This window comes from Streptomyces sp. SS1-1 (assembly GCF_008973465.1).
Lineage (GTDB): Bacteria > Actinomycetota > Actinomycetes > Streptomycetales > Streptomycetaceae > Streptomyces.
Window position 1 is genome coordinate 2,944,872 of the sequence record NZ_WBXN01000004.1, and the last position, 13,686, is coordinate 2,958,557.

Here is a 13,686-nt window from a genome sequence, read left to right on the forward strand (position 1 = left end):
TTGCACGTAAACCTGTGATTCGCGTCTCAAACCCTTCCATATGGGGCGGTGTCGTGACGTATGGTGAATCTACGCCTGTAGCACTGCGGGGACCTCCGGCCACTTGACGCCGGGGGTCTCTCTTGCGTAGGGACCGTTCCCGGTCCCGTGCAGCAATGACCTGTGGCCGGGCCTCCGATGGCGGGGGCGTGGATCCCGACGGTCGCCGTCTTCCGCTCCTCATCCGGACGGACTCCCCAAGGGCGTGGGGGCGACGGTTTCGTCCGCCGGTGCCGGCCGCCCCCCACCGGGCGCGTGACCGCTCCATGTCGCATGCGCGTCCCGACAGCAAGGAACGACCATGGCGTCCAGCCTGACGAAGGACTCGGCCCCCACCGGAATCCCCGGTTCCGAAAGCACCTTCTTCGGCCACCCCCGCGGACTGGCCACTCTCTTCATGACCGAGATGTGGGAGCGTTTCTCCTACTACGGCATGAGGGCTCTGCTCCCGCTGTACCTCGTCGCTCCGGCCGGCCTCGGCCTCAGTGCCACCACGGCCACGGCGATCTACTCGGTCTACCTCTCGCTCGTCTACCTGCTCGCCCTGCCCGGCGGCTGGTTCGCCGACCGCGTACTCGGCCCGCGCAAGACGGTGGCCGTGGCCGGTGCCGTCATCATGCTCGGCCACCTGACGCTGGCCCTGCCCTGGTCCGGCAGCTTCTTCGCGGGCCTCGGCCTGGTGGCGATCGGCTCCGGTCTGCTGAAGGCCAACATCTCGACGATGGTCGGCCACCTCTACAAGGGCCCCGAGGACCCGCGCCGCGACGGTGGATTCACGATCTTCTACATCGGGATCAACCTGGGCGCCTTCGCCGCCCCGCTGGTCATCGGCACCATCGGTGAGAGCGTCAACTGGCACCTGGGCTTCGCGCTCGCCGCGCTGGGCATGGCGCTGGGTCTGGCCCAGTTCCTGCTGGGCGGCCGCCACCTGAGCCCGCAGTCGGACGTCGTCCCCACGCCGCTGACCGCCGAGCAGAAGGCCGCGACGCTGCGCAAGGCGTTCCTCTGGGCCGCCGTGGCCGCGGTGTTCTACGCGATCGTCGGCTTCTCCGGTGTCTACACACTGAACTGGCTGCTGGTCCCGATCACCATCGCCGGTCTGATCATCCCCGTCCTGGTCATCGGCCGGATGAAGCGCGACAAGCAGCTCGACCGCGGCGAGCAGTCGAAGCTGACCGCGTACATCTGGTTCTTCGTCGCCGCCGCCGTGTTCTGGATGATCTACGACCAGGGTGGCTCGACCGTCTCCCTGTTCGCCGAGTCCTCCGCCGACAACTCGGTCTTCGGCTGGGAGTTCCCGGTCTCCTGGTACCAGTCGGTCAACCCGGTCATGATCATGGCGCTGGCGCCGGTCTTCGCCTGGGCGTGGCTCGCGCTGGCCAAGCGGGGCAAGGAGCCGAGCACCGCGGTGAAGTTCGCCATGGGCCTGATCCTGGTGGGCGCGTCCTTCTTCCTCTTCCTGGCCCCGCTGTCGATCGCCGACGGCGGCCACAAGGCGGCCGCGCTGTGGCTGGCGGCGATCTACTTCGTGCAGACCGTCGGCGAGCTGATGGTGTCCCCGGTCGGCCTGTCGGTCACCACGAAGATGGCTCCGGCCAAGTACGCCTCCCAGATGATGGGTGTCTGGTTCCTGGCCGTCACCGCGGGTGACGCCACCACCGGTCTGCTCTCCATCGCGGGCGTCGACCTGAACAAGACGGGCATCGTCACCCTGGAGGCCACGCTCGCCGTGATCGCCGGGTTCGCGGTCTGGATGTACCGCAGGAAGGTCAAGGAGCTCATGGGCAGCGTCAACTGACGTCCGTCCCCCGAGTCCGCCCGGAGGGCCACCGCACGCATGGCGTGCGGTGGCCCTCCGGCGTTCCCCGGGCCGGTGCGCGGGAGCCCGTCCGCCTGCTCGCCGCCGGCGGTGGAGGTGCCGCCCGCTCCCCCGCCGCCCGACGCCGTCACGTCGAGGGGAGCGACGGCCCGGGGTCGTCGGTCGGCGTGCAGGTGGTCGTCGTGCCGAGCGCCTTGATGGTGAGCACGCCCGCGGTGAAGGTGAGCCTGCCGGTCTTCCGGGGTGTGAATGCCCGTCAGGTCGCTGACTCCGATGGGGGTGTCGGCCGGTATCGCTTCCTGGTCGGCCGGGCCGGTCACGTTCAGGGTGCCGCTGCCGGCGCCGCCGATCCGGAGGTGGCGCTCGGGCTCATCGCGCCCTTGCCGAGCTCGACCGGGCCGGACGAGACGCCCTTCTGCCAGACGGCGTATCAGATCGCCGGAAGACACGGCGCACGCCGGAGTCGTGGCGATGGGGAGGGGATCGGAGGGGGCGGGGCCCCGCAGAGGAACGGCCACGGGAAAACCGATTCTTCCCGCGGCCGGACGGATCAGGACGGTGCGCCCAGCTCCGCCCACACGGTCTTCCCTGCCTGCCCGGGCGTGCGGACGACGCCCCAGTCCAGGCACAGGCGCTGCACGATGAACATGCCGTGACCGCCGGGGCGGCCCGCGCGGTGCGGTGTACGGGGGGCGGGCTGACCGGTGCCCTTGTCGGACACCTCGACCCGGATCACCTTGTTGTCGTAGGCGATCAGCAGCTCGTCGGGCCCCTCGGCGTGCAGGCAGGCGTTGGTGACCAGCTCGGAGACCACCAGCAGGACGTCCTCGGCGGCGGCCCGCCGGTCCGCGGAGGCCGCCGGCAGCCAGCCCCACGCGTACAGCGCCTGACGGGCGAAGTCACGGGCGAGCGGGACGACACCGCTCTGGTCCGCGAAGTCCAGCGTGCGGACCTGACGCGCCGCGGACGGCTGCGCGGGCTCCACGGGCGCCAGGGACGCCCCGGAGGCCCCCGCGGCCGGTGAGCCCCCCGTGGGGCCGTCCGGCGCCGGAGCGGCGGCCCCGGACACCCCGGAAGCGCCGCTGGGCTCTGGGCCGCGGTCGCCCGGCGAGAAAGGCCGGGTGGTGCTCATCAGCGCTTCACCTCACCGATTCACCAGTTCATCGTTCAACTCTTCAACGGTCTGTACGTGGAGTCGGTACACCAGTACACGATCCGTGCCGGGTGCGCCGGTCACGGGCCCTCGCCGGTGGCCGACGTCACAGCCGACGGTTCCAGGATGTCTCCTGCCCGACCCGGGCGGGGGAACACCCCTTCTCTTCGGCCGAATGATGTGACGTCCGTTGCGAAGGCGGCACGAGGGGTCAGCCGGAGCCGGCGGTCCCGTCGGACAGGGCGTCCACGAGGCTGTCGTGGACCGTGAAGACGGCCTCCGCGCCCGTGATCTCGAACACGCGCGCGACGACGGGCTGCATTCCGGCCAGATGGACCCCGCCACCGGCGGCCTCCGCCTTCAGACGCGCCCCGAGCAGCACGTTCAGCCCTGTCGAGTCGCAGAACTCCAGCCGGGAACAGTCGACCACCAGTCGGCTGAAACCCTTCGTGAGGCACTCCTCGAGTGGCTCACGCAACAAGTCTGCGGTGTGGTGGTCCAACTCACCCACCGGGGTCACGACGGCGCTGGAGCCCTCTTCGCGAACCTCCACCAGAAGTCGGCCAGACTGTGCGCTGCCGACCGTCCCGCGGTCCATGCCGTCTCTCACTCCCGACGTCGTGGCTGCTGACTGACGCTGTCGAACACTACGCCTTCCCTACGCCCTCCAACACCCGAACATCCACCCACAAACGGACATTTCAGAACAGAACGCACTTGCGGTGGGCTCTGGAAAGCCGATAGGGCTAGTAGAGACACGCAACCGACTCGGCCGGCTTTGGAGGCGCCGCACACCGCAGTGCACGCAAAGGCTTCGGCAGCCATATGCCGAGAACGATGGAGGACATCATGTCACCCCGGCTCGACGCATCGCATACCCCCGTCGCGACGTCGGCATCCCGACCGGAACATCTGGATCCCATCGAGCGCGGCGGCGTATCCGCCGAACTGGCCCTCGGCCAGGACTTCGCTCAGGACTTCGCCCACGACGACGTACTCGCCGGGCTTCCGGAGATCCCGCCGTACGACGAGGTGGGGCCGGTGGACGCGCGGGCCTTGTCGAAGACCCTCTTCGAGCGGCTGGAGTCGCTGGAGGAAGGCACCCACGACCACGCGTACGTCCGCAACACGCTCGTCGAACTCAACCTCGCCCTGGTCAAGTTCGCCGCCTCCCGCTTCCGCTCGCGCAGCGAGCCGATGGAGGACATCATCCAGGTCGGCACGATCGGCCTGATCAAGGCGATCGACCGTTTCGAGCTCAGCCGCGGAGTGGAGTTCCCCACCTTCGCGATGCCGACCATCATCGGCGAGATCAAGCGTTTCTTCCGGGACACCTCGTGGTCCGTGCGCGTGCCGCGCCGCCTCCAGGAACTCCGGCTCGACCTGGCCAAGGCCGGCGACGAACTCGCCCAGAAGCTCGACCGCGCCCCCACGGTGGCCGAGCTCGCCGAGCGTCTCGGCCTCACCCGTGACGAGGTCGTCGAGGGCATGGCCGCGTCGAACGCCTACACCGCCTCCTCGCTGGACGCCCAGCCCGAGGAGGACGACGCCGAGGGCGCGCTGGCCGACCGGATCGGCTACGAGGACAACGGCATCGAGGGCATCGAGTACGTCGCCTCCCTCAAGCCGCTCATCGCCGAACTCCCGCCCCGCGACCGCAAGATCCTGTCCCTGCGGTTCGTCGCCGGCATGACCCAGTCGGAGATCGGCGAGGAGCTCGGCATCTCCCAGATGCATGTCTCGCGTCTGCTGTCGCGCACCCTGGTCCGGCTCAGAAAGGGCCTGACGATCGAGGAGTGACGGGCCGTCGGAGGGCGACGACACGCCTCCGGACCCCCGGGACTGTGCCCGGTGCCCCGCCGAAACGGATCGGCCGGGCACCGGGCACAGTGCCGCTGTGGGGGTCCCGTGGCGACTGCGGGGGTTACCCGCAGAAACCCTTTCCCCAGGGCCTCCCTTCCTCCACTATGAGCCGTCATACCCGCCGGTAGCCCGTGCTCCGCGCGGGTCGCACGGCTGCGAGGAGGCGGCGGGATGACTGGGGCCGACGGCACAGGCCACGACCGTGAGGACACCGGTCCCCGGCTCCACGCGGACACCTCCGACGCCCGGCTGACCGAGCTGCTGCGCGGTCAGACGACCACGGCGTACCCCGCCCTCCAGGAGCTGCGCGCCCGCCACCTCCCGCGCGTCCTCGCCTACGCCCGGCTGTGCGCGCCCGACGACGCCCTGGCCCGTCAACTCGCCGCCGGGGCCGTCACGTCGGCGGCCCGGCGGGTGGCGCGCGGCCTCGACCCCGGCCTGCCCTGGCGGCACCACCTCCTGCTCCTCACCGCCCGGACGGCCGGCTCCTGGGCGACCGACGAACGGGCGGCCGGCCTCGACCCCGCCCTGCTCCTCCTGCTGCGCACGACCGGCCCCGACGGGCCGCTCCCGCCCATGCTCACCGCCTTCCAGACGCTCCCGGACCGCGCCCAGGGCCTGGTCTGGTACGGGATCGTGGAAGGGGAGCCGCCCGAGCGCACGGCGGCCCTGCTCGGCCTGACCCGCGAGGACGTCGCGTACGGCACCGGCCCGGCGCTGCAGCAGCTCGCCCGCGCCTGTCTGCACACCCGCCTCGCCGCCTCCGACGACCCCGACTGCCTGGACTTCGGCCGTCTCATCGAGGAGTCCGTACGCCCGGAGAACCCGCGCGACAGCGCCGATCTCCAGGCGCACAGGGCGCACTGCCCGCACTGCGCCGCCGCCCACGCCGAGCTGGCGGCGCTGCGGGACACCCCGCGCGCGGCCCTGACCGAGGGGCTGCTGCCCTGGGGCGGGACGGCGTACACCGGGGCTGTGGCACGGGGCGGGACGGTGTCCGGCCGGGGCACGCGGGTACGGCCCGGCCGGGCGCGGGAGACACGGCCGGACCGCCGTCAGGTCGTGCTGGTGTCGGCGGCGCTCGGGGTGGCGCTGCTGCCGCTGGTGCTGTTCCTGGTCGCCCAGGCCGGTCCGGACGGCGGGGACCCGGCGGGCGCGGCGGTGAGCGTGCCGCCGGCGGTGACGAGTGCGGCGGCGACCGGGCCGACCACGTCGTCGACGTCGTCCCCCGCGCCGTCGCCGTCGCCCTCGCGGACGTCGAAGTCGCCTTCGCCGTCCCCGAGTTCGTCTCCTCCGAAGTCGTCTCGCCCGAAGCCGTCCCCTTCGAAGCCGGCGGCACGGCCGCCGTCCTCCTCGTTCGCGCAGGTCGTGAACGCCGGTTCGGGGCTGTGCCTGGACGTGGGCGGTGCCTTCTTCGACGGGACCGACGTGATCACGGCCCGCTGCTCCGGGTCGCGCACCCAGCGCTGGCGGGTCGACGAGGACCGGGATGTGCTCCAGTCGGCCGCCGACCCCGGCTTCTGCCTGGACAGCCGGGGGGACACGGACCGGGGCGTCGGGATCTGGGACTGCGACTCGGTCGGGGGCCGCAACGGGCGGAACCTGATGTTCGTCGTGGACGGGGACGGGCTGATCCGCCCCGTCATCGCCTTCGGGACGGCCCTCACCCCGGACGGCGGTGTGGGCGACGGGCTGTCCCTGGAGCCGGTCGGCACGGGCTCCCGCCAGCGGTGGCGGGCGGGGGCCGCCTGATCAGGCCACGCGGACGCCGCCCCGCCACACCTCGCGCACCAGGGGCACGCCGGGCCGGTAGGCCAGGTGCACATGGCTCGGGGCGTCGAGCAGCAGCAGGTCGGCGCGGGCGCCCGGGGTGAGCCGGCCGACGTCGTCGCGGCGCAGGGCCGCCGCGCCGCCCGCCGTGGCCGACCAGAGCGCCTCGTCGGGCGTCATCCCCATGTCGCGTACGGCGAGCGCCACGCAGAACGGCACCGACGAGGTGTACGACGAGCCCGGGTTGCAGTCGGTGGACAGCGCCACGGTGACGCCGGCGTCGAGCAGCCGGCGGGCGTCGGGCCACGGCGCCCGGGTGGAGAACTCGGCGCCGGGCAGCAGGGTGGCGACGGTACGGCTGTGGGCGAGCGCGTCGACGTCGGCGTCCGTGAGGTGGGTGCAGTGGTCGGCGCTGGCGGCGTCGAGTTCGACGGCCAGCTGGACGCCGGGGCCGTGGGAGAGCTGGTTGGCGTGGATGCGCGGGTGCAGGCCCCGGGCCTTGCCGGCGGTGAGGATCGCGCGGGCCTGGTCGCCGTCGAAGGCGCCCTTCTCGCAGAACACGTCGATCCAGCGGGCGTACGGGGCGCAGGCGTCCAGCATCGGGCCGGTGACGAGGTCGACGTAGGCCGCCGGGTCGTCGGCGTGGTCCGGGGAGACGATGTGCGCGCCGAGGTAGGTGACCTCGTCGGTGTGGGCGGCGGCGATGCGCAGGGCGCGGGCCTCGTCCTCGACGGTCAGGCCGTAGCCGGACTTGGTCTCGAAGGTGGTGGTGCCCTGGCGCAGGGCCTCGGCGAGGTGCCGGGTGAGGTTGGCCTCCAGCTCGGCGTCGCTCGCGGCGCGGGTGGCGGCGACGGTGGTGCGGATGCCGCCCGCGCTGTACGGCCGCCCGGACATTCGGGCGTTGAACTCCTCGGTGCGGTCGCCCGCGAAGACGAGGTGCGAGTGGGAGTCGACGAAGCCCGGGATCACCGCCCGGCCACCGGCGTCGACCCGGTTGTCAGTGGCGGGTGCTTTCCTTTGATCACCGGTCCATACGACGCGGTCGCCCTCGATGGCGACCGCCGCGTCGTGGACCAGTCCGAGGGGGGACCTGTCCCCGAGAGAGGGGTCGTTGGTGACCAGGGCGGCGATGTTGGTGATGAGTGTGCTGGCGGTGCTCGCCGAGTGGGCGGGGCTGACGGTCGTCGCGTTGCTCATGGCGTCCTTGGTTGCCTTCTCGGCGGTGGGGTCGGGGGCGGAGCGGCCCGGGGTCATCCGCGCAGGGCTGCCACGGCGTCCGCGAGGGCTCGCGGCACGTCCGGCACAAGGGTGTGGGTCCCGTCCCGCACGACGTGCCGGCCGGCCACGACCGTATGCGACACGTCCGCTGCCGACGCGGCGAATACGGCCGTCTCGGCCCCGAGCCGCGGAAGCGGCCCTGCCGTCCTGACGGAGTCCAGCGCGACGGTCGTGAAGTCGGCGAGCGCACCGGGCTCCAGGGTGCCCGCTCCGTCCCAGCCGAGGGCGGCGTGGCCGTCGGCGGAGGCGGCCCGCAGCAGGGCGGACGCCGTCCAGTGGCCGCGGGTGCGGGTGCGCAGCCGCTCGTTGAGCTCCAGGGCGCGGGCCTCTTCGAGCAGGTCGATGACGGCGTGGCTGTCGGAGCCGAGACACAGGGGTGAGCCCTCGTTCTGGAGGGCGGCGGCCGGTCCGATGCCGTCGGCGAGGTCGCGTTCGGTGGTGGGGCACATGCAGGTGCCGGTGCCGCTGCCGCCGATGAGGGCGATGTCCTCGGGCGTGAGGTGGGTGTTGTGCACACCGGTGGTGCGCGGGCCGAGGACGCCGTGCAGAGCCAACAGCTGGGTGGGGGTGCAGCCGTGGATCTCGCGGCAGGCCTCGTTCTCGGCGGTCTGCTCGGACAGATGCACATGGAGGGGGGCGCGCCGCTCCTCGGCCCAGCGGGCGACGGTCGCCAGCTGGTCGGCGGGCACGGCCCGCACGGAGTGGACGGCCGCGCCGATCCGCGCGTGATCGTGTTCCTTGAGAAGTGAAGAGCGTTCGGCCCAGGCGTCGGCGTCTCCGTCGGAGAAGCGAAGCTGGTGGGCGGTGGGCGGGCGGCCGAAGCCGGAGGAGAGGTAGGCGGTGTCGAGGAGGGTGAGCCGGATGCCGGCCTCGTCGGCGGCCGCGATCAGGGCCTCGCCCATCGCGTTGGGGTCGGCGTAGGGGGTGCCGCCGGGCGCGTGGTGGACGTAGTGGAACTCGCCGACGGCGGTGACGCCGGCGAGCGCCATCTCGGCGTACACCGCGCGGGCCAGCGCGTGGTAGGTCTCCGGGGTGAGCCGCTCGGCGATGGTGTACATGACCTCGCGCCAGGTCCAGAAGGTGCCGGAGCCGACCTGGACGGTGCCGCGCAGGGCGCGGTGGAAGGCGTGGCTGTGCGCGTTGGCGAGGCCGGGCAGGGTCAGTCCGCGCAGGACCTCGGCGCCGGGCGGCGGAGCGGGGACGTCGGTACGGACGGCGGTGAGGCGTCCGTCGGCCACATCGAGGGCGACGCCCGGTTCGACGTGGGTGTCGAGCCAGGCGTGCTCCAGCCAGTACGTCTTCGCTGTCACCTGCGGGCCAGCCCTTCCAGTACGTCGGCGAGTGCGAGCACCCCGGCCACGCAGTCGTCCTCGGCGGCGAACTCGGCCGGGGAGTGCGAGACACCCGTGGGGTTGCGTACGAACAGCATGGCGGTCGGGATGCGTCCGGAGAGGATTCCGGCGTCGTGTCCGGCGCCGGTTCCCAGGACGGGCACGGTGATGTTGGTGTCCTTGTCCTTGCCGAGGATGCGTGCCAGTTCGTCGCGCAGTCCGTGGTCGAACTCGACGACCGGGGTGAAGGACTCGCGGACCACGTCGAGTGCGACGCCGTGCGCGTCGGCGTGGGCGCGGGCCGCCTTCTCGATGCCGCCGACGACGGTGTCGAGGCAGGCCTGGTCCTCGGCGCGGGAGTCGAGCCAGCCGCGTACCAGGGAGGGGATGGCGTTGACGCCGTTGGGCTCGACGGCGATCTTGCCGAAGGTGGCGACTCCTCCGGCCTGTTCGGCCTCGCGGCGGGCGGCGAGGACCGTCTCGGCGTAGGGGAGCATCGGGTCGTGCCGGTCGGTGAGCCGGGTGGTCCCGGCGTGGTTGGCCTCGCCGCGGAAGTCGAACCGCCAGCGGCCGTGCGGCCAGATGGCGCTGGCGATGCCGACCGGGTCGCCGGTCAGGTCCAGGGCGCGGCCCTGTTCGACGTGCAGTTCGACGAAGGCGCCGATGCGGGCGAGCCGTTCGGGGTCGGCGCCGAGGGCGTCGGGGTCGTATCCGGCGGCCTCCATGGCGCGCGGCAGGCTGGTGCCGTCCGCGTCGGTCAGGCGGTGGGCCTCCTCCGTGGTGAGCGCTCCGGCGGTGAGCCGGGAGCCGACGCAGGCGAGCCCGAAGCGGGCGCCCTCCTCGTCGCCGAAGTTGACGACGGCGAGGGGCCGCGCGAGATCCGTGCCGCGGGCGCGGAGTTCGTCGAGCGCGGCGAAGGAGGACACCACGCCGAGGGGGCCGTCGAAGGCCCCGCCGTCGGGCACGGAGTCCAGGTGCGACCCGGTGACGACGGCGTCCCCGGCGGCGGGGTCGCCGAGCCAGGCCCACTGGTTGCCGTTGCGGTCCACCTCGTAGGCGAGCCCGCGGGTCCGCGCCTGCTCCTGGAACCAGTCCCGGCACTCGAGGTCGGCACCGGTCCAGGCGGAGCGGCGGTAGCCGCCGGAGGAGGAGCTGCGGCCGATCGGCAGCAGCTCCTCCCACATGCTGTGGAAGGTCACGCGTCGTCACCCTCGCGCATCGGCACCCGGACCTGCCGCTCGTCGGCGACCGACTCCGCGATGTCGTAGCCGGCGTCCACGTGCCGGATGACGCCCATGCCGGGGTCGTTGGTGAGCACGCGGCGGATCTTCTCGCCGCCGAGCTTCGTGCCGTCGGCGACCGTGACCTGACCGGCGTGGATGGAGCGGCCCATGCCGACACCGCCGCCGTGGTGCAGGGAGACCCAGGAGGCGCCGGAGGCCACGTTCACCATGGCGTTCAGCAGCGGCCAGTCGGCGATCGCGTCGGAGCCGTCGAGCATGGCCTCGGTCTCGCGGTACGGCGAGGCCACGGAGCCGCAGTCGAGGTGGTCGCGCCCGATGGCCAGCGGCGCGGCCAGCTCGCCGCTCGCGACCATGTCGTTGAAGCGCTCGCCGGCCTTGTCGCGTTCGCCGTAGCCGAGCCAGCAGATCCGGGCGGGCAGGCCCTGGAAGTGGACGCGTTCGCCGGCCATCCTGATCCAGCGGGCGAGGGACTCGTTCTCCGGGAACAGGTCGAGGATCGCCTTGTCGGTCCTGGCGATGTCGGCCGGGTCGCCGGACAGGGCGGCCCAGCGGAAGGGGCCCTTGCCCTCGCAGAACAGGGGGCGGATGTAGGCGGGGACGAAGCCGGGGAAGGCGAACGCCCTGTCGTACCCGGCGAGCTGGGCCTCGCCGCGGATGGAGTTGCCGTAGTCGAAGACCTCGGCGCCGGCGTCCATGAAGCCGACCATGGCCTCGACGTGCCGGGCCATGGACTCGCGGGCGCGGGTGGTGAACCCGGCCGGATCCTTGGCCGCGGAGGAGGCCATGTCGTCGAAGTCGACACCGACCGGCAGATAGGCCAGCGGGTCGTGGGCGGAGGTCTGGTCGGTGACGATGTCGATCGGGGCGCCCTCGGCGAGCATCCGCGGGAGCAGTTCGGCGGCGTTGCCGAGGAGGCCGATGGACAGCGGGCGGCGGGCGTCGCGGGCCTCGGTGGCGAGCTGGAGGGCGTGCTCCAGGGAGTCGGCGCGCACGTCGAGGTAGCGGTGCTCGATGCGGCGCTCGATGGCGCGCGGGTCGCAGTCGATACAGATCGCGACACCGTCGTTCATGGTGACGGCGAGCGGCTGGGCGCCGCCCATGCCGCCGAGGCCGGCGGTGAGGGTGATCGTCCCGGCGAGGGTGCCGCCGAACTTCTTCGCCGCGACGGCGGCGAACGTCTCGTAGGTGCCCTGGAGGATGCCCTGGGTGCCGATGTAGATCCAGGAGCCGGCGGTCATCTGGCCGTACATGGTGAGGCCGAGGGCCTCCAGACGGCGGAACTCCTCCCAGTTGGCCCAGTCGCCGACGAGGTTGGAGTTGGCGATCAGGACGCGCGGCGCCCACTCGTGCGTCTGCATGACGCCGACGGGGCGGCCGGACTGGACCAGCATCGTCTCGTCCTGCTTGAGGGTCCGCAGGGTGCGGACCATGGCGTCGAAGGAGCGCCAGTCGCGGGCGGCCTTGCCGGTGCCGCCGTAGACGACGAGCTTGTCGGGGTGCTCGGCGACCTCGGGGTCGAGGTTGTTCTGCAGCATCCGCAGGGCGGCTTCCTGCTGCCATCCCAGGGCACTCAGTTCCGTACCGCGCGGAGCTCGGACGGTGCGGGGTCCTGACATGGTCTGCCTCCCAGCGGACGAGGACGATGACTGTTGAGGTTGCTATTCACATCCTGGCTTCATGAATAGAGCTAGTCAATACATTCGTGCGCCAGCAGGGGCGCGCGGTCGGTGTTTGGCTGGACGCGTGAGTGCGGACGACGAGGAGACGGAGGACACGGTGGGCGAGGCAGCGGGGACAGAGGCGCACGACGGACGCCGGGCGGCACGGCGGGACGAGGCGGTGCGGGCGGCCGTGGAACAGGGGCTGATCAGCCCCGACTCCCCCGTCGTCGGCCTGCTCGACGTCACGGGCATACGGGAGTCGGCGGCGGCGCTGCGAGCGGCCTTCGACGCCGTGACGGCACCCGGCACCCCCGTGCTGCACGCCTTCGCCGTCAAGGCGTGCCCGCTGGTGCCGGTCCTGCGGCTGCTGGGCGAGGAGGGCATCGGCGCCGAGGTGGCCAGCCCCGGCGAGCTGGCGCTGGCCCGCGCGGCCGGGCTGCGCCCGGAGGCCACCGTGCTGGACTCGCCCGCGAAGACCCCGGCCGAGCTGCGCCAGGCGCTCGCCCTGGGCATCGCCGTGAACGCCGACAATCCGCAGGAGCTGAAGCGGCTGGACGCCCTGATGCGGCCCCACGGCCCAGGTGGGACCACGCCTCGCTCCCCGCTCGGGCTGCGCGTGAACCCGCAGGTCGGCGGGGGTTCCATCGGGGCGACGTCGACCGCCACGCCCACCTCGAAGTTCGGGGTGGCGCTGCGCGATCCGGGGGCGCGCGCCTGGGTCGTCCAGGCGTACCGGGACCGTCCGTGGCTGACCCGGCTGCACACGCACACCGGGTCGCAGGGCATCCCGCTCTCCCTGATGGCCCAGGGGGTGGCGGAGGCGTACGCGCTGGCGGAGGAGATCAACGAGGCCGTCGGGCGGCGGCAGATCGACACCCTCGACCTCGGCGGCGGACTGCCGGTGAACTTCGCCTCGGACGCGACCGCCCCGACCTACGCGCAGTACGCGCGCCTGCTCGCGGAGGCGGTTCCGGGGCTGTTCGACGGCCGCTACGGCCTGGTCACCGAGTTCGGGCGGTCCCTGGTCGCCAAGCACGGCACGATCGTGGCGCGCGTCGAGTACGCCAAGAGCGCCGGCGGTCGGCCGGTCGCGATCACGCACGCGGGGGTGCAGGTCGCCACGCGGACGGTGTACATGCCGGGCAGCTGGCCGCTGCGGATCGCCGCGTACGACGCGAAGGGGCGCCCCAAGGAGGGACCGGACGTGACGCAGGACGTGGCCGGCCCGGCCTGCTTCTCCGGCGACCTGCTGGCCGAGCGGGCCTCGCTGCCGCTGCTGGAGCAGGGCGATCACGCGGCGGCGCTCGACACCGGCGCGTACTACTTCGCGCACCACTACGCCTACAACTCGCTGGCGCGGCCCGGCGTGTACGGCTTCGCGGCCGGCGCGGACGGGGAGGTCGCCTTCGCGACGGTACGGGAGCCGCAGTCCGTCGAGGAGATCGTGGCCGAGTCCGGAGGGGCGCACGCCGAGGCGCTCACCACCATCGGCGAGCCCGGGCGCCGTTGACACACCCTGGGCGGGACC

General features: G+C 72.6%; 10 protein-coding genes and 1 pseudogene. 4 read left to right on the forward strand and 7 right to left on the reverse strand.

Annotated elements, in window-relative coordinates; all coding sequences use genetic code 11:
- The first annotated feature begins 340 nt into the window (after positions 1-340).
- Positions 341-1,837, forward strand: a complete 1,497-nt coding sequence (locus F8R89_RS14525) for an oligopeptide:H+ symporter (RefSeq protein ID WP_151784374.1) — start codon at positions 341-343, stop codon at positions 1,835-1,837.
- Between the two features lie 68 nt (positions 1,838-1,905).
- Here F8R89_RS14525 and F8R89_RS36710 read toward each other — a convergent pair.
- From F8R89_RS36710 to F8R89_RS14540, 3 genes and pseudogenes are all read right to left on the reverse strand, one after another.
- Positions 1,906-2,279 (reverse strand): annotated as a pseudogene (locus tag F8R89_RS36710) (peptidase); the annotation flags it as partial.
- 129 nt (positions 2,280-2,408) lie between these two features.
- The gene (locus F8R89_RS14535) at positions 2,409-2,990 is read right to left on the reverse strand and encodes an ATP-binding protein (RefSeq protein WP_151784375.1); all 582 of its coding nucleotides are present in this window, start codon (positions 2,988-2,990) and stop codon (positions 2,409-2,411) included.
- Between the two features lie 232 nt (positions 2,991-3,222).
- The gene (locus F8R89_RS14540; protein ID WP_151784376.1) at positions 3,223-3,609 is read right to left on the reverse strand and encodes an STAS domain-containing protein; all 387 of its coding nucleotides are present in this window, start codon (positions 3,607-3,609) and stop codon (positions 3,223-3,225) included.
- A gap of 239 nt (positions 3,610-3,848) precedes the next feature.
- Between F8R89_RS14540 and F8R89_RS14545 the strand changes: the two genes are divergently transcribed.
- Together F8R89_RS14545 and F8R89_RS14550 are read left to right on the forward strand one after the other, a co-directional pair.
- On the forward strand, positions 3,849-4,811 hold the full coding sequence (locus F8R89_RS14545; RefSeq protein WP_192806127.1) for an RNA polymerase sigma factor SigF: 963 nt from the start codon (positions 3,849-3,851) through the stop codon (positions 4,809-4,811).
- Between the two features lie 234 nt (positions 4,812-5,045).
- Positions 5,046-6,626 carry an RICIN domain-containing protein gene (locus F8R89_RS14550; RefSeq protein WP_151784378.1) on the forward strand — a complete coding sequence of 527 codons (1,581 nt, stop codon included), beginning with the start codon at positions 5,046-5,048 and terminating at the stop codon, positions 6,624-6,626.
- On the opposite strand, the gene hutI is transcribed toward F8R89_RS14550, so the two are convergent.
- Genes hutI through hutU form a run of 4 tightly spaced genes read right to left on the reverse strand, consistent with a single transcriptional unit; the run spans position 6,627 to position 12,113 of the window.
- On the reverse strand, positions 6,627-7,898 hold the full coding sequence (hutI, locus tag F8R89_RS14555) for an imidazolonepropionase (RefSeq protein ID WP_151784379.1): 1,272 nt from the start codon (positions 7,896-7,898) through the stop codon (positions 6,627-6,629). It abuts the gene before it with no gap.
- The gene (locus F8R89_RS14560; RefSeq protein ID WP_151784380.1) at positions 7,895-9,232 is read right to left on the reverse strand and encodes a formimidoylglutamate deiminase; all 1,338 of its coding nucleotides are present in this window, start codon (positions 9,230-9,232) and stop codon (positions 7,895-7,897) included. Before F8R89_RS14560 ends, hutI begins: the two co-directional genes overlap by 4 nt.
- Positions 9,229-10,452, reverse strand: a complete 1,224-nt coding sequence (locus tag F8R89_RS14565) for an allantoate amidohydrolase (RefSeq protein ID WP_151784381.1) — start codon at positions 10,450-10,452, stop codon at positions 9,229-9,231. Before F8R89_RS14565 ends, F8R89_RS14560 begins: the two co-directional genes overlap by 4 nt.
- Positions 10,449-12,113 (reverse strand): urocanate hydratase, encoded by a 1,665-nt coding sequence (gene hutU / locus F8R89_RS14570; RefSeq protein WP_151784382.1) that lies wholly within the window; start codon positions 12,111-12,113, stop codon positions 10,449-10,451. The genes F8R89_RS14565 and hutU overlap by 4 nt, the downstream gene beginning before the upstream one ends.
- 61 nt (positions 12,114-12,174) lie before the next feature.
- Here hutU and F8R89_RS14575 point away from each other — a divergent pair, with 61 nt between their 5' ends.
- Positions 12,175-13,668, forward strand: a complete 1,494-nt coding sequence (locus F8R89_RS14575) for a diaminopimelate decarboxylase (protein WP_151784383.1) — start codon at positions 12,175-12,177, stop codon at positions 13,666-13,668.
- Positions 13,669-13,686: the final 18 nt, after the last annotated feature.